Below are 14,046 nucleotides of genomic sequence, written 5' to 3'. Positions count from 1 at the left end.
GCGCGTCGGGGTCGACGCCGCCGGTGGTGATCGGCTCCTCGTCGAGGTGCTGAGCGCGCTCGCTGGCGATTCGCACCGTGGCGCTGACCCGCTCGGCCAGCGCCGACAACGAGAACCAGGTCTGCTGGGCGGCCTCGGCGCGCTGCGTCAAAGTGGCGACCGCGGACTCGTGGGTGGTCAACTCGTCGGCGGCTGCCGTCAGGCGCTCGGTGATCTGGTCGTGTTCGCGGCGCAACGTCGCCTCGGCGTCGGTGGTGCCGGCGAACTCGGTCTGTCGCGTGACCAGGTCATCGGCGGTCAGCCGCAACCGGGCGTCGCGCAGGTCGGCCTGGATGGTGGCGGCACGGCGCGCCACCTCGGCCTGGCGGCCCAGTGGTTTGAGCTGGCGGCGCAGTTCGGTGGTCAGGTCGGTCAGCCGGGCCAGGTTGGCCGACATCGCGTCGAGTTTGCGGACCGCCTTTTCCTTGCGTTTGCGGTGTTTGAGGACACCGGCGGCCTCTTCGATGAACGCCCGGCGGTCTTCGGGCCGCGACTCGAGGATCTGCGCGAGCCGGCCCTGGCCGACGATGACGTGCATCTCGCGCCCGATCCCGGAGTCGCTGAGCAACTCCTGGATGTCCATCAGCCGGCAACTCGAACCGTTGATCTCGTATTCGCTGGCGCCGTCGCGGAACATCCGCCGGGTGATCGACACCTCGGCGTACTCGATCGGCAGCGCGTTATCGGAGTTGTCGATGGTGACGGTGACCTCGGCGCGGCCCAGCGGTGCCCGGGAGGACGTGCCGGCGAAGATGACGTCTTCCATCTTGCCGCCGCGCAGCGTCTTGGCGCCCTGCTCCCCCATCACCCAGGCCAGCGCGTCGACCACATTGGATTTGCCCGAACCGTTGGGCCCGACCACAGCGGTGATCCCCGGCTCGAAGCGCAGAGTCGTCGGCGAGGCGAAGGACTTGAAGCCCTTCAGCGTCAAACTCTTGAGGTGCACGGGGTGTGAGACTACCGGTCTAGCGTTCGCTGAATCCGTCGATCGGCGCCCCGGCGGCGCCCCAATCGGTGACGACGGTGTCCACCCGCCCCGGAGCGGCCCCGCTCTGCAACAGGTCCAGCAGCCGCTGACAGTCCTGCCGGGGCCCCTGCGCGACGACCTGTACCCGGCCGTCGGGGCGGTTGGCCGCATAGCCGGTCAGGCCCAACTCCAGCGCCCGCGAGCGGGTCCACCACCGGAAGCCGACACCCTGGACGTGCCCGTGCACCCAGGCGGTGAGCCGAACGGTCGCGGTCATCGGCCGTCGTGGCCCGTGATCTCGAAGCGCACCTCGGTGCCGGCCTGCAGCGTGCGACCGACCGTGCAGACCTCGTCGACGGCGCGGCGCACCACGGTCAGCAACCGCTGCTTCTCACTGTCGTCGAGGGCCGACAGATCCACCTCCAGGGTTTCCTCCAGCAGCGGATAGCGTTCCTGCTGGCGATCGGCCGGACCGCTGACCTGGATCGTGGCCGGGTAGTCGTCGCCGAGCCGACGGGCCAGCGCAGCGTCGCCGGACATCCCGCTGCAGGCCGCCAGCGCGATCTTCAGCAGTTCGCCGGGGGTGAAAACACCGTCGACCTCTTCGCCGCCGATCAGCACCTGCGCGCCGCGGGAACTGCGGCCGGTGTAGCGCCGGGTTCCGGTTCGTTCCACCCACAGTTTGGTCATGGGCATATTTTTACCGCCAACCCGGCGTATCGCCACGCCGGCGGCGCGATCAGCCCGTGGCGGCGACCGGCTTCCTGCCGTATTGGCGTTCCATCATGGCGGTGTCCCCGTACACCTGGACCCGCACCGTCTTGCCGTTGCGGATGGTGTAAACCTCGGCGCTGTGGCCCGTTTCGCCACCGATGGACGCCTCGCTGAGCACGATGACCGTCTCGCCGTCGGCCAGGAACCGGCGCGGGGAGATCTTCGGCGCCTTCGCGGCCAGTGCCACCAGGAACTCACCGAGTTCCGCCTTGCCCCAATAGGTTCCGCTTACCGCGCTCTCCCCCGGCTGCACCCATTCGATGTCCTCGTCGAAGAGCGCCATCAACGATTGGGTGTCGCCGGTGGCGAAGGATTGATAGCCGCCCCGGACCAGCTCGATGTTCTGCTGAGACATTGTTTGCCTTCCTTTCGTAGGTGTTCTGTTGTCCCCGGCCGTATTTCGCCATCACAGCCGGTACATCTCACGCGTCATCCGCGCGTTCTGGAAATAGCCCGACTCCAGGTGCGGAAAGGGCTCCCCGGGTGCTGTCCGGGCCGGCGGTGTCGCTGCTGCAGCGCCTGTACGGTCTGACGAAAAGCGAGGCGCAGGTTGCCCTGTTGGCGATGCGCGGCGAAGGCCTGAGCCCGATCGCCGAAAAGCTGTCCGTCTCGCTGACGACGGTGAGGACCCACCTGCGGCATGTCTTCGAAAAGACCGGCATTCATCGGCAGGCCGAACTCGTTCGCCTCCTGGCCACGATCGATCCCGCTGCACCGGTACGGTGACGGCACCGACGGATTCACCTCATCGGTCTATCATCGGTTTTTGTCGCAACTCGATTCGCTGGACAGCCGAGAGGACACCCGGTGCAGGTCGCGATTCCGCTCTTCGCCCGATTCACCGCACTGGATGCGGTCGGCCCCTACGAAGTGCTGCAGCGGGTTCCCGACGTCGAGACGGTCTTCATCGGTCACCGGCACGGCGAGGTCCGCAGCGACAATGGGATGCTCGGGATCACCTGTGACGCACGGTTCGACGAGGTGCTTCACCCGGATGTCGTCGTCGTCCCCGGCGGGGTCGGAACGCGGGTGTTGCTCGATGACGCCGAACTGCTCGATTGGTTACGCAGCGTCCACCCGGACACCAGGTTCACCACGTCGGTATGCACCGGATCGCTGCTGCTGGCCGCTGCCGGGTTGTTGGACGGCCTGACCGCGGCCACGCACTGGGGCGCCGTCGAACTGCTGGAGCACCTGGGCGCCCGTTATGTGGAGCAGCGCGTGGTCGAGCACCTGCCGCAACGGATCCTCACCGCGGCGGGGGTCTCCAGCGGTATCGACATGGCGCTGCGGCTGGTCGAGCTGCTGGTCGACACCGAGACGGCCCAGGCCGCACAGCTGATGATCGAGTACGACCCGCAGCCGCCGTTCGACTGCGGCTCGCTGCCCAAAGCCGACGAGGCGGTTCGCAACCGCGCGGCGCAGCTGCGGCGCTGACGGCATACTGATCTTTCATGGCCACCGTCGTCGCGTTTCACGCCCACCCCGACGACGAGGCGATCCTGACCGGCGGCACCCTGGCGCGGGCGGCCGCCGACGGACACCGGGTGGTTCTGGTGGTGGCGACGGACGGCCGCGTCAGCGACGACGATGTCGATCGGCTCGGCGAATTGCGTTCGAGTGCACGGATTCTCGGTGTCCATCGGGTGGAGTGCCTCGGTTACGCCGACAGCGGCTTCGGACCGGAGTTCTATCCCGACCCGCCTGGCCGGGTCAGGTTCGGGCGCGCCGACACCGAGCGGGCGGCGCAGCAACTGGCCGCCATCCTCCGCGGCGAAGGCGCGGACCTGCTGCTGAGCTACCAGCCCAACGGCGGCTACGGCCATCGTGATCACGTCCAGGTCCATCACGTCGGCAAACAAGCCGCCGAGCTCGCGGGCACCCCGCGCGTGCTGGAGGCCACGATGCCCCGGGAGTCGCTGGTGCGCATCGCGCGCATCACTCGGCTGTTGCGGCTGCCGGCCCCCTACCCGCTCGAGGTGGCCCGTACTGCATACACGCCGCGGTCGGCGATCACGCACCGGATCAACGTATTTCGGTTCGCGCGACAGAAGCGTGATGCGTTGGCCGCCCATCGTTCCCAGATCAGCGGCAATGCCGCGGCAGCGCGGCTGCTCGCGGTGTTGCTGCGACTTCCCCCGCAGGTGGCCGGTCTGATGTTCGGCCGGGAGTGGTTCATCGACCCGACACTGCCGCCGGGGCGGGTCTACCGCGACATCTTCGAGTGATCCTGTGCTGCGCGAACGTGCGCAAACCCGGGATTTCTCCCGGCGTGTCGGCCGGAGACACGCACCGTCGCGCGGTGGTGGGTGGTGGTGACGCGGGACGCCACCACGATCAGCGCTGGCACTTCGGGCAGTAGTACGACGAGCGGTTGGTGAATTTCTGCCGCCGGATGAGCGTCCCGCAGCGCCGGCAGGGCTCATCTTCGCGGCCGTAGGCGTCCAGCGACCGGCTGAAGTAGCCGGACTCGCCGTTGACGTTGACATAGAGCGAATCGAACGAGGTGCCACCGGCGGCCAGCGCGTCGCTCATCACCGCCCCCGCGGCCTCCAACAGCGCCCGCAACCGCGGCCGGGACAGCGCGTCGGCCATCCGGGTGCCGCGAATCCCGGCGCGCCACAGCGCCTCGTCGGCGTAGATGTTGCCAATCCCGGACACCACGGTCTGGTCGAGGAGTTGGCGTTTGATCTCGGAGTGCTTGCGCCGCAACACGTTCACCACCGATTCGGTGTCGAAGCGCGGATCCAGCGGGTCACGGGCCAGATGCGCCACCGGCAACGGCACCACGCTGCCGTCCACTGCGACCAGGTCGGCGAGCTGCCAGCCGCCGAAGGTCCGCTGATCGACGAAGCTGACCTTGGTGCCGTCGTCGAGCACCGCGGCGATCCGCAGGTGTCTGGTGTCGGGCAACTCACCCAGCAGCATCTGCCCGCTCATCCCCAGGTGCACCACCAGCGCCTCATCCGTACTCAGCAGCAGCCACAGATACTTGCCGCGCCGGTCGGTGCCGACAATCCGGGCATCGAGCAGTCGGCCCGCCAGGTCGGCCGGACCGGCCTCGTGCCGGCGCACCGCACGCGGGTGGTGGACCCGGACTCCGGCGATGGTGCGGCCCACCAGGTGGGCGTCCAGGCCGCGGCGCACCACCTCGACCTCGGGAAGCTCCGGCATCTACCCGGCGTCCAGCGCTGCCCAGGCCGCCGCCGCCGCTTTCTGCTCGGCTTCCTTCTTGGACCGGCCCACGCCGGATCCGTATTCGGTGTCGGACACCACAACGACCGCGGTGAACTCGCGGTCGTGATCCGGCCCGGTCGAGCTGACCTGGTAGCCCGGCACGCCGAGCCCGCGGGCAGCGGTCAGCTCCTGCAGGCTGGTCTTCCAGTCCAGGCCGGCACCCAGGGTCGCCGCGGTGTCGAGCAACGGCCCGAACAGCCGCAGGATCACCTCGCGCGCGGTGTCGATGCCGTGCTGCAGGTACACCGCGCCCAGCAATGACTCCATGCCGTCGGCCAGGATGCTGGACTTGTCGGCGCCACCGGTGTTGATCTCGCCTCGGCCCAGCAGCAGGTGGGCACCCAGGCCATCGTCGGTCAGCCCGCGCGCCACATCGGCCAGCGCGGCGGTGTTGACCACGCTGGAGCGCAGTTTGGCAAGGTCGCCCTCGGGCCGGTCGGGGTGGCGGTGGAACAGTTCGTCGGTGATGGTCAGCCCGAGCACGGCGTCGCCGAGGAACTCCAGGCGCTCATTGGTGGGCAGCCCGCCGTTCTCGTAGGCATAGCTGCGGTGGGTGACGGCCAGCGTGAGCAGGTCGTCGGGCAGGTCCACGCCGAGCGCATCGAGCACGGCTTGCCGGGGACGGCTCACCGCTCACCGTCATCGCTCGACTGCGCCCCCTGGGACCGGCCCACCATCTCGGCGAGTTTGGCCCAGCGCGGATCGATCTTCTCGTGGTGGTGGCCCGGTTCGGCGTCGGCCAGTACCACGCCGCAGTCCGGGCACAGTCCCGGGCAGTCGGGATCACACAGCGGAGACAACGGCAGCATCAGCCCTACCGCGTCGACGATCGCCTGCTCGAGGTCCACCGCGTCATCGACCACCCGACCGATCTCGTCATCGTCGGTGGTCGCGTCGGTGGCGCTGTCCGGGTAGGCGAACAACTCGGTCAGCTCGACCTCGACCTCGCCGGTCAGCGGCTGCAGGCACCGCGCACACTCACCGGTGGTGGTCCCGGAGACGACGCCGCTGACCAGCACTCCTTCGGAGACCGACTCCACCCGCAGATCCAGGTCGACCGCCGTCTCCGGCGGTATCGCCACCAGATCCAGCCCGATGCGGACCGAGCTGGACCGCTGCTCCTGCAGCGACATCATCGCGCCGGGACGCCGACCCAGCCGGGCGACGTTGACCACGAACGGTGACGACGATGTCACCTTTGTGCGTGCGTCCGGGTGCCTGGTCATGCCGCGATTCTACGCAGCGTTCGGCCGGGGCCGGCCGCGTCAGCGAGTTGCGTAGTCGTGGGTTCCCGCGGCGGTGCGAAGCTGGTGACGACCGCGGTTGATCGAGCGCAGGGTGCCGTTGAGGAAGTCCTCGAACTCGGCCAGCTTGGCATCGACGTAGATGTCGCATTCGCCCCGCATCCGGTCGGCTTCGGCGTGTGCCGAGTCGATCAGCCGGGTGGCCTCGGCGCGCGCGGAGGTCACCACCTCGTTCTGCGAGACCAGCCGCTGCTGTTCCTTGATGCCTTCCTGCACCGCCTTCTCGTAGGCGGCGTTGCCGTTCTCGACCAGCCGGTCGCATTCGGCCTGGGCGCGGCTGGTGGCGGTCTCGAATTCGCGCTTGGCGGTCGCGGTCAGCCGGGCGGCCTCCTCGCGGGCCTCGCCGAGCATCCGGTCGCTGTGGGCGCGTGCCTCGGCCACCATCCGGTCGGCCTGTCCCTTGGCGTCGGCCAGCAGCCGGTCGGCCTCGGCACGGGCGTGGCTGACCAGCGAGTCGGATTCGGTGGTGGCGGAGCTGACCATCGAATCAGCGTGCTCCTTGGCCTCGTTGAGCACCGAATCGCGGGCGTCCAGCACATCCTGGGCGTCGTCGAGCTCGCCGGGTATCGCGTCGCGGATGTCGTCGATCAGTTCCAGGACGTCGCCGCGGGGCACCACGCAGCCGGCCGTCATCGGCACGCCACGCGCTTCTTCGACAATGGAGCCCAGTTCGTCAAGGGCTTCGAACACTCGGTACACGGCAGCACCCTCCAGGCATAGTTGTTGTTACTAGTGTGCCCTCTGTTACGCGTGTGACTGCGTTATCCGCCCGGTGTGTCGGATTCTCTTCCACTTCAGCGGTAGCCTGACCCGTTGAAATCCAGATCGGCGAAGGGCGGTCATGACTCAGGCCTATCCATCGCGTCCACCGCGAACCGACGGCCAGCCGCCCGGGGACATCGGGCGACTGCTGCTGCGCTGCCCCGACAGCCACGGCATCATCGCCTCGGTCAGCGCCTTCCTGGCCGACGCCGGCGCCAACATCATCTCGCTGGATCAGCACTCGACCGCCCCCGAGGGCGGCACCTTCGTGCAGCGGGCGATCTTTCACCTGCCGGGCCTGCCCGCCGCCATCGACGACCTGCAGCAGCGGTTCGGCGCCACGGTGGCCGAACGGTTCGCGATGGACTACCGCTTCGCCGAGGCCGCCAAGCCCAAGCGGGTGGCGATCATGGCGTCCAAGGCCGACCACTGTCTGCTGGACCTGCTGTGGCGCAACCGTCGCGGCGAACTGGAGATGACCGTGGTGATGGTGATCTCCAATCACCCTGAATTGGCCGAGCAGGTTCGCCCGTTCGGGGTGCCGTTCTTCCATATCCCGGCCACCCGTGAGATCCGCGCCGAGGCCGAACAGCGTCAGCTGCAATTGTTGTGCGGCAATGTCGATCTGGTGGTGCTGGCGCGCTACATGCAGATCATCACCGGGGAGTTCATCGACACGGTGGGCTGCCCGCTGATCAACATCCACCATTCCTTCCTGCCGGCGTTCATCGGTGCGGCGCCATATCAGCGGGCGCGGGAGCGCGGCGTGAAGCTGATCGGCGCCACCGCGCACTACGTCACCGAGGTGCTCGACGAGGGGCCGATCATCGAACAGGACGTGGTGCGCGTGGATCACACCCACACCGTGACCGACCTGGTGCGACTGGGCGCCGATGTGGAGCGGGCGGTGTTGTCGCGGGCGGTGCAGTGGCACTGTCAGGACCGGGTGATCCGGGTGGGCAACGAAACGGTGGTGCTCTGAGGCCGCCGTTGACATCTGTCAAGTACGGTGATTTGCATGCTGGTGCAGGACTTGTTCTCGCGTGTTCCGACGACCGCAGCCGAGGCCACCGAGGTCTTCGATGCCTCCGAGGCGGTTGACCCCGACTTCATGCTCGGCACCTGGCGGGGCGCCGAGTTGCCGACCGGGCACCCATTGGACGGGCTGTTGGCCGCCACCGGCTGGTGGGGCAAGCAGTTCGTCGACGCCGAGACCGTCCATCCGCTGTTGTTCCCCACCCGGGACGGTTCCGCGCTCTGGGCGTTCAACCCGGTGCTGGCGTTCAGTGTCCTGGGCCCTGCGACGAAGCTGCCCGGGCTCAAGAAGCGCTCGTTCGCCGGCCCGATCACCAGGTTGCAGCCGCTGTTGCGGACCCGTTCGGCCAAGGCCCGGTTGCGCACCACGCGTTACCGGGGCGTCGACAGCGCGACGATGGTCTACGACCAGGCCCCGGTCAACGACGTCTTCCGTCGGCTCTCCGACGAAGCGGTAATCGGCGCAATGGATCTGCGCGGTTCGCCCCGACCGTACTTCTTCGTGCTGTACCGCGACGAATCACTGAAACTGGTTTAAACGCGGGCGATCTCACCGGCAGCATGCCAGGCAGTGCGTTCGGCGGCGAAGGCGGCCGTCTGTCGCCGACGGAATTCGGCGATGGCCTCGGCATTGCCGGCGAGAAACTGCTGGTGGTCTGCCAGCGAGAACTCGCCGTCGGTGATGGCGACCCGGCCGCGTCCGGCGGCGGTGTCGGCGCGTAGCTGCAACAGTTCGTCGGGGCCGACCGGATAGAAGCTGATGCGGTCGAAGTAGCGCAACAGCCATGGTGTTTCGGGATCGAAAAGGCCCGCGGTGGCGTGGCGGTGGTTCCACACCTGGGTGGTACGGCCGACGAACTGGTAGCCGCCGGGCCCCTCGATGCCGTAGATGCACAGGTAGGCGCCGCCGATCCCGACGGCGTTCTCCGGCGTCCAGGTGCGCGCCGGGTTGTACTTGGTCGTCACCAGTCGCTGCCTGGGGTCCAGCGGGGTGGCCACCGGCGCGCCGAGGTAGATGTCACCCAAGCCGAGTACCAGGTACTGTGCGCCGAAGACGATGTCGTAGACGGCCGCGATGTCGTCGAGGCCGTTGATGCGCCTGATGAATTCGATGTTCGACGGGCACCACGGTGCGTCGGGTCGCACACCGTAGGTGTAGCGGCGGATGGCCTCGTGGGTGGCCGGGTCGTCCCAGCTCAACGGCAGGCGCACCGAGCGACTGGGCACCACGAGCTCGTCGCAGGGCGGCAGCGCCTCGTCGACGGCGGTCAGCTGGTCGATCACCTCGGCGCAGGAGATCTGCTCGGTGTCGAACTGGGCCTGCAGGGACCGCACCCCGGGGGTCAGTTCCGCGAGCCCGGGCAGCCCCTGCCGGCGCAGGTTGTCGTAGGCCACCTGCACCCGCGCCCGTAACGCCAGATCCAGTGTCATGGACCCGTATTCGAGCAATACCCCACCGTCGCCGGCGCGCCGCATGGTGACGGCCGTCCCGTCGCGACCGGTGTAACGCCGCAGCACCCCGTCGTCGCCGTCCCCGGAGCGGGACAACACCACTGGTGATGCCGCCCGCCGCCGCACCCCCAACGAGGTCGGCGGCGGGGCGTGCTCGGCGCGCACCGGCACCAGGCGCACGGTGTCACCGGGGCTGAGTTGACCGAGCTTCCAGCGGTCGCCTCGCGCCACCGTCACCGGACAGACGAAACCGCCGAGGCTGGGCCCGTCCGGCCCCAGCAGGATCGGGGTGTCACCGGTGAAGTCCAGCGCGCCAACGCAGTACGCGGTGTCGTGGATGTTCGACGGGTGCAGGCCGGCGTCTCCCCCGTCGGGGCGGGCCCACCTGGGCTTCGGCCCGATCAGCCGTACTCCGGTGCGGTCGGAGTTGAAGTGCACGGTGTAATCGGTGGTGGCCAAAGTGGTCATGTCAGTGCGGGTCAAGAACTCCGGCGCAGCGTGCGGGCCCTCGGTCACCGCCAGCTCCCAATGCGAGCCGATGCTGGGCTGGGTCTCGCCGGGAGCGCGGCCCAGCGCCGGTGCAGCGCCGCCCCGGCCGGAGGCGGTGAGCCGGTCTCCGCCGTGCAACGCCCTGCCGCGGTGGCCTCCGAACCCGCCGTGGGTGAAAGTCGCCACGCTGCCCAGGAATTCCGGTACGGATAGTCCACCTTCGATGAGCAGATAGCAGCGCAACCCCGGGCCTGGGGCGGCGCCGATCTCAAGTAGGCCCCCAGCAGGCACCCGCACCGACTGCCACTGTGGCACCGGGACGCCGTCCACGGTCACCGGCGCCGGCGCCCCGGTGACGCAGATCCACGCCGGGTCGGCGAACCGCAGGGCCGGCCCGGTTCGGGTGCACTCCAGACCGGCCGCGCCCTCCGGATTCCCCAGCACCCGGTTGCCGATGCGGAATGACAGGTCGTCCATCGGCCCCGACGGCGGCACCCCGACATGCCAGTAGCCGATGCGACCGGGCCAGTCCTGCACGGTGGTGAACATGCCCGGCCGCATCACCTCGATGCCGATCATTCGCGAGTGATCACCATGCGCACCGGGGTCGGGTCGAAGCCGTTGCAGGGGTTGTTGATCTGCGGGCAGTTCGACACCAGCACCAGCGTGTCGATCTCGGCCCGCAGCGTCAGGCTCTTGCCCGGCGCCGAGATCCCGTCGACGATGCCCAATGTGCCGTCGGGTTCGACCGGGACGTTCATGAACCAGTTGATGTTGGAGACCAGGTCGCGCTTGCCCAGGCCGTATCTGGCGCCCTCGGCGAGGAAGTTCTCGACGCAGGCGTGCTGGTGGGCGGTGTGATGGCCGTAGCGCAGCGTATTGGACTCCTGCGAGCAGGCCCCGGCGATGGTGTCGTGGTTGCCGACGTCGTCGGCGACGACGGTCATCAGCGCGGAGCCGTCGGCGGTGCGCAGCACCGAACCGGTGCCCACGAAGATGTTGCGCTGGGCGGCGACGGTGGCCTGGGCGCTGTAGCGCCGGGTGTGATCGGTTGCGTCGTAGAGCAGGCAGTCCACCGCCTGGTTGCCGTGCAGGTCGATGATCTGCAGTCGCTGCCCGGCGCGCACCACCTTCGACCAGGGCTCGCGGGCCGGCACCACCTCGTCGCTGACGGTCACCATGCCCGCACCACCGCGTCGGTGTTCTCCCAGGCGCGCAGATACTCCGGGTCTTGGTTGGTCAGCGCGGCCAGCTGCTCCTCGGCTTTCCAGCCGAGCACCTCGAGTGCGGTCACGGTCGGCTCGGGATCCAGGGGGTGCGCGGTGTTGGCCAGTGACAGCACCACCGGCAGGTGGATCAACAGGTCGATGGACGCCCCGGCACCGGCCGAGCCGGTGAATTCCAGTGCGCCACTGGCGGGATCGACCCGGACACCGCAGAACAGCGCCACCGACGGCGCCACATCCCGGATGTCCATGCCGTGCTTGAGCGCACCCAGCAGCAGCAGTCGCCGACCGGTGGCGTCGGGTCCGCACAGCAGGTCGTGGCGACCCGAGGAGTCGGCGACGACGGTGGCCAGCAACCGGCCCTGATCGGACAGCAGCGGATGACCGACGCGCAGATATGCCTGCCACGGCACCTTCATGGTGTCGGCGACGTTGAGCCGCTCCCAGGGCGCTTCGGCGCGGTAGAGCAGCAGATGGGCGCAGCCGCCGCCGGTGTCGATCAGCCGGATCCGGCTGCCGCGGGCCAGCACCTTGGTGGCGTAGCCATTCGCCGGGATGGACTCGGCCCAGAACAGCGTCGTCGGGTCGACGTCCGGCGGGGTCGCGGGTGTCCGCATCTCGGCGTGCTGCGCCTGGGCGCGGGCGTGTGCACGGGCCCCGCTGGTCGAGTCGGTGCTCATGACCCGGACCCTAGCATGTTTCCTGTCAATCGACAGAAAATAGCCGCGCCCGGGTTTCCGCGTGATAGGTGTAGTGCATGAACACCGATCGACGAGGCCGCCCCCGCTTGACGGCCTCGCGTCGCCCTGGCCACAGCGCACGCGACGAGATCCTCGATGCGGCAGCGGAGTTGTTCACCACCATCGGCTATGCCGCCACCTCCACCCGACGCATCGCCGAGAGCGTCGGCATCCAGCAGGCCTCGCTGTATCACCACTTCGCCGCCAAGGACGACATCCTCGACGCGCTGCTGGCCGGCACCGTCGACACCTCGCTGCAGCTGGCCGCCGAGCTGCTGTCCGAAGGCGGCCCCGCGGCTCCCCGGCTACACACGCTCGTCGTCGCCGACACCACCCAACTGTGCGGCGGCCGCTGGAATCTGGGCAGCTTGTATCTGCTTCCGGAGCTTCGCGTCGAGCGTTTCGCCGAGTTCCGCCGGCGTCGGGCCCAGTTGCGGAATTGCTACCGAGAGCTGTCCCGCGCGGTGATCGCCGAGCACGACGGGCCTGGCGAGGCCGACGACCTGCCGTTCCGCTTGGTGGAGTCGGTCATCAACCGCCGCTCCGATGACGGCGCATGCCCGAGTGCCCATCCGGGGACGGTGGCCGAGGCCGCTTTGCGGGCGCTGGGCTGCGGTAGTGGTTTCGCCCGGATGTCGAAGGCGACCACGCAGCGTTTGAGGCTTTGGCCGGACGAACCAAACACTCGTGTCGGCGACTCCGGATAGGTCCGGTGCGGCCACCAGGCGGTCGACTTCCGCGGTGCCCTTGATCCCCGCCGGCTGGTTATCCCCAGTGTGGGTCTTATCCACACTGCGACGGCTGATGTGTGCGGGCGGCCATCGACGTCGGCGAATCTCAGTATGATCGAAAATATGTTCGATGCCACGGACCTGCCCGACCTCGACACGCTGCGCGAGGTCGACGACGCGGCCTTGGTGGCGGCGATCGGTGGATGGGCGCAGGCAGAGGCCGCCGCCGCGGCGCGCCGGCTGGCGGCGATCGCCGAATTGACCGGGCGGTGCTGTTATGACGACCCTGGACGGTCGCGGTGGGCCGCCGACGGCTGGGATGGGGTGGCCGCGCAGGTCGGTGCCGCGATGGACGTCAGCCACGGCAAAGCCTCGTCGCAGATGTATCTGGCCCAAGCACTCGATGAACGGCTGCCCAAGATTGCCGCCCTGTTCGCCGCCGGGCAGCTCAACACCGCGCTGGTGGCCGGCATCGTCTGGCGCACCACCTTGATCCAAGACCCGCGCGCCCTGGCCGCCGTCGATACCGCGCTGGCGTTCGATGCCCTGCACTACGGGCCGCTGTCAGCGGACAAAACCGCCCAGGCCATCGACGCGGTCATCGAGGCCCACGACCCAGCCGCGCTGCGCCGCTACCGCCAATATGCGCGCTCCCGCGACGTGGTCATCGAGCAGCGCAGCACCGACCATGCCACCACCCCGATGTGGGGCCGGCTGTATGCCCACGACGCCGAAGTACTCGATCGGCGCCTGTTGGCCATGGCTCACAGCGTGTGTGATGACGACCCGCGCACCATCGCCCAGCGCCGCGCCGATGCACTGGGAGCGTTGGCCGCCGGTGCCGAGGCGCTGGCTTGTGCGTGCGGCAACGACGACTGCCCGCTGCGCACCGGGCACAAACGCCCCACCGGAGCTCCGGTGGTCCACGTGGTTGCCCACGCCGAGAGCATCGAGACGCCCGCCGACAACCATCGCAACGGCGAGGAGCCACCACCGCCACCGGTTGACCCAAAGAATCTGTTGGCCCCAACGCAGCCCGTGCCCGAGCCCGATCCGCCGGTCAAAGCCCCACCGGCGCTGCTGCTTGGCGGGCCTCTGATTCCGGCTCCGTTACTGGCGGAGTTGATCGCCGCCGGGGCCATCGTCAAGCCGGTTCGCCATCCTGGTCCGGACAGCCTCCCCGAGTCGGGGTATCGGCCGTCGACGGCCCTGGATGAGTTCGTGCGCTGCCGGGATATGACGTGCCGCTGGCCCGGTTGTGATCGCCCGGCCCAGTCCTGCGATATCGAT

General features: G+C 68.8%; 18 protein-coding genes. 7 read left to right on the top strand and 11 right to left on the bottom strand.

Features of this window, described 5'->3' with window-relative positions; all coding sequences use genetic code 11:
• The 4 genes from DQP56_RS17815 to DQP56_RS17800 all read right to left on the bottom strand — a co-directional run.
• The coding region (locus tag DQP56_RS17815) for a chromosome segregation SMC family protein (RefSeq protein WP_165825059.1) at positions 1-985 on the bottom strand (985 nt) is incomplete at its 3' end.
• 19 nt (positions 986-1,004) lie between these two features.
• The gene (locus tag DQP56_RS17810) at positions 1,005-1,283 is read right to left on the bottom strand and encodes an acylphosphatase (protein ID WP_112687642.1); all 279 of its coding nucleotides are present in this window, start codon (positions 1,281-1,283) and stop codon (positions 1,005-1,007) included.
• Complete coding sequence (locus DQP56_RS17805; protein WP_112687640.1) at positions 1,280-1,696, bottom strand: OsmC family protein; 417 nt, start codon at positions 1,694-1,696, stop codon at positions 1,280-1,282. The genes DQP56_RS17810 and DQP56_RS17805 overlap by 4 nt, the downstream gene beginning before the upstream one ends.
• A gap of 49 nt (positions 1,697-1,745) precedes the next feature.
• A complete protein-coding gene (locus DQP56_RS17800) occupies positions 1,746-2,135 on the bottom strand; it encodes a nuclear transport factor 2 family protein (RefSeq protein WP_112687638.1) in 390 nt (129 codons plus the stop codon).
• A gap of 128 nt (positions 2,136-2,263) precedes the next feature.
• On the opposite strand from DQP56_RS17800, the gene DQP56_RS17795 reads away from it, so the two are divergent.
• The 3 genes from DQP56_RS17795 to DQP56_RS17785 all read left to right on the top strand — a co-directional run bounded on the left by DQP56_RS17795 (position 2,264) and on the right by DQP56_RS17785 (position 4,008).
• The gene (locus tag DQP56_RS17795) at positions 2,264-2,506 is read left to right on the top strand and encodes a helix-turn-helix domain-containing protein (RefSeq protein ID WP_370493698.1); all 243 of its coding nucleotides are present in this window, start codon (positions 2,264-2,266) and stop codon (positions 2,504-2,506) included.
• An 81-nt stretch (positions 2,507-2,587) separates the two neighbouring features.
• On the top strand, positions 2,588-3,217 hold the full coding sequence (locus DQP56_RS17790) for a DJ-1/PfpI family protein (RefSeq protein WP_112687636.1): 630 nt from the start codon (positions 2,588-2,590) through the stop codon (positions 3,215-3,217).
• A gap of 17 nt (positions 3,218-3,234) precedes the next feature.
• On the top strand, positions 3,235-4,008 hold the full coding sequence (locus DQP56_RS17785) for a PIG-L deacetylase family protein (RefSeq protein ID WP_112687634.1): 774 nt from the start codon (positions 3,235-3,237) through the stop codon (positions 4,006-4,008).
• A 109-nt stretch (positions 4,009-4,117) separates the two neighbouring features.
• On the opposite strand, the gene mutM is transcribed toward DQP56_RS17785, so the two are convergent.
• From mutM to sepIVA, 4 genes are read right to left on the bottom strand one after another with little or no spacing between them, the layout of a single operon-like run.
• A complete protein-coding gene (mutM, locus tag DQP56_RS17780; protein WP_112687632.1) occupies positions 4,118-4,954 on the bottom strand; it encodes a bifunctional DNA-formamidopyrimidine glycosylase/DNA-(apurinic or apyrimidinic site) lyase in 837 nt (278 codons plus the stop codon).
• Positions 4,955-5,647 (bottom strand): ribonuclease III, encoded by a 693-nt coding sequence (gene rnc, locus DQP56_RS17775; protein ID WP_112687630.1) that lies wholly within the window; start codon positions 5,645-5,647, stop codon positions 4,955-4,957. It lies immediately after the preceding gene.
• Entirely contained in the window at positions 5,644-6,243 is a 600-nt protein-coding gene (locus tag DQP56_RS17770) for a YceD family protein (RefSeq protein WP_112687629.1), read from the bottom strand. The genes rnc and DQP56_RS17770 overlap by 4 nt, the downstream gene beginning before the upstream one ends.
• Positions 6,244-6,282: 39 nt before the next feature.
• Positions 6,283-7,020: a cell division protein SepIVA gene (sepIVA, locus tag DQP56_RS17765; RefSeq protein ID WP_112687628.1), complete on the bottom strand. Its 738-nt coding sequence runs from the start codon at positions 7,018-7,020 to the stop codon at positions 6,283-6,285.
• A gap of 142 nt (positions 7,021-7,162) precedes the next feature.
• Between sepIVA and purU the strand changes: the two genes are divergently transcribed.
• Together purU and DQP56_RS17755 are read left to right on the top strand one after the other, a co-directional pair.
• Positions 7,163-8,065, top strand: a complete 903-nt coding sequence (purU, locus tag DQP56_RS17760) for a formyltetrahydrofolate deformylase (protein ID WP_112687626.1) — start codon at positions 7,163-7,165, stop codon at positions 8,063-8,065.
• A 36-nt stretch (positions 8,066-8,101) separates the two neighbouring features.
• A complete protein-coding gene (locus DQP56_RS17755) occupies positions 8,102-8,656 on the top strand; it encodes a DUF4334 domain-containing protein (protein WP_112687624.1) in 555 nt (184 codons plus the stop codon).
• On the opposite strand, the gene DQP56_RS17750 is transcribed toward DQP56_RS17755, so the two are convergent.
• The 3 genes from DQP56_RS17750 to DQP56_RS17740 are packed head-to-tail and all read right to left on the bottom strand — an operon-like array spanning position 8,653 to position 11,965.
• The gene (locus tag DQP56_RS17750; protein WP_112687622.1) at positions 8,653-10,638 is read right to left on the bottom strand and encodes a 5-oxoprolinase/urea amidolyase family protein; all 1,986 of its coding nucleotides are present in this window, start codon (positions 10,636-10,638) and stop codon (positions 8,653-8,655) included. The two genes, DQP56_RS17755 and DQP56_RS17750, sit on opposite strands and share 4 nt — an antisense overlap.
• Positions 10,635-11,240, bottom strand: a complete 606-nt coding sequence (locus DQP56_RS17745; RefSeq protein ID WP_112687620.1) for an urea amidolyase associated protein UAAP2 — start codon at positions 11,238-11,240, stop codon at positions 10,635-10,637. The genes DQP56_RS17750 and DQP56_RS17745 overlap by 4 nt, the downstream gene beginning before the upstream one ends.
• Positions 11,234-11,965: a DUF1989 domain-containing protein gene (locus DQP56_RS17740; protein ID WP_112687618.1), complete on the bottom strand. Its 732-nt coding sequence runs from the start codon at positions 11,963-11,965 to the stop codon at positions 11,234-11,236. Before DQP56_RS17740 ends, DQP56_RS17745 begins: the two co-directional genes overlap by 7 nt.
• Before the next feature lie 77 nt (positions 11,966-12,042).
• Here DQP56_RS17740 and DQP56_RS17735 point away from each other — a divergent pair, with 77 nt between their 5' ends.
• Complete coding sequence (locus tag DQP56_RS17735) at positions 12,043-12,732, top strand: TetR/AcrR family transcriptional regulator (RefSeq protein WP_112687616.1); 690 nt, start codon at positions 12,043-12,045, stop codon at positions 12,730-12,732.
• A gap of 147 nt (positions 12,733-12,879) precedes the next feature.
• The coding region (locus DQP56_RS17730; protein WP_112687644.1) for a DUF222 domain-containing protein at positions 12,880-14,046 on the top strand (1,167 nt) is incomplete at its 3' end.

The sequence above is a fragment of the Mycolicibacter senuensis genome, from assembly GCF_003284925.1.
GTDB lineage: Bacteria > Actinomycetota > Actinomycetes > Mycobacteriales > Mycobacteriaceae > Mycobacterium > Mycobacterium algericum_A.
This window is presented reverse-complemented; position numbering and strand designations above follow the sequence as displayed.

Excerpts from the sequence above, each read along its gene's own strand:
- DQP56_RS17810 (WP_112687642.1), bottom strand. The coding sequence starts at position 1,283 with ATGACCGCGACCGTTCGGCTCACCGCCTGGGTGCACGGGCACGTCCAG.
- DQP56_RS17805 (WP_112687640.1), bottom strand. The coding sequence starts at position 1,696 with ATGACCAAACTGTGGGTGGAACGAACCGGAACCCGGCGCTACACCGGC.
- DQP56_RS17800 (WP_112687638.1), bottom strand. The coding sequence starts at position 2,135 with ATGTCTCAGCAGAACATCGAGCTGGTCCGGGGCGGCTATCAATCCTTC.
- DQP56_RS17785 (WP_112687634.1), top strand. The coding sequence starts at position 3,235 with ATGGCCACCGTCGTCGCGTTTCACGCCCACCCCGACGACGAGGCGATC.
- mutM (WP_112687632.1), bottom strand. The coding sequence starts at position 4,954 with ATGCCGGAGCTTCCCGAGGTCGAGGTGGTGCGCCGCGGCCTGGACGCC.
- DQP56_RS17770 (WP_112687629.1), bottom strand. The coding sequence starts at position 6,243 with ATGACCAGGCACCCGGACGCACGCACAAAGGTGACATCGTCGTCACCG.
- purU (WP_112687626.1), top strand. The coding sequence starts at position 7,163 with ATGACTCAGGCCTATCCATCGCGTCCACCGCGAACCGACGGCCAGCCG.
- DQP56_RS17755 (WP_112687624.1), top strand. The coding sequence starts at position 8,102 with ATGCTGGTGCAGGACTTGTTCTCGCGTGTTCCGACGACCGCAGCCGAG.
- DQP56_RS17750 (WP_112687622.1), bottom strand. The coding sequence starts at position 10,638 with ATGATCGGCATCGAGGTGATGCGGCCGGGCATGTTCACCACCGTGCAG.
- DQP56_RS17745 (WP_112687620.1), bottom strand. The coding sequence starts at position 11,240 with ATGGTGACCGTCAGCGACGAGGTGGTGCCGGCCCGCGAGCCCTGGTCG.
- DQP56_RS17740 (WP_112687618.1), bottom strand. The coding sequence starts at position 11,965 with ATGAGCACCGACTCGACCAGCGGGGCCCGTGCACACGCCCGCGCCCAG.
- DQP56_RS17735 (WP_112687616.1), top strand. The coding sequence starts at position 12,043 with ATGAACACCGATCGACGAGGCCGCCCCCGCTTGACGGCCTCGCGTCGC.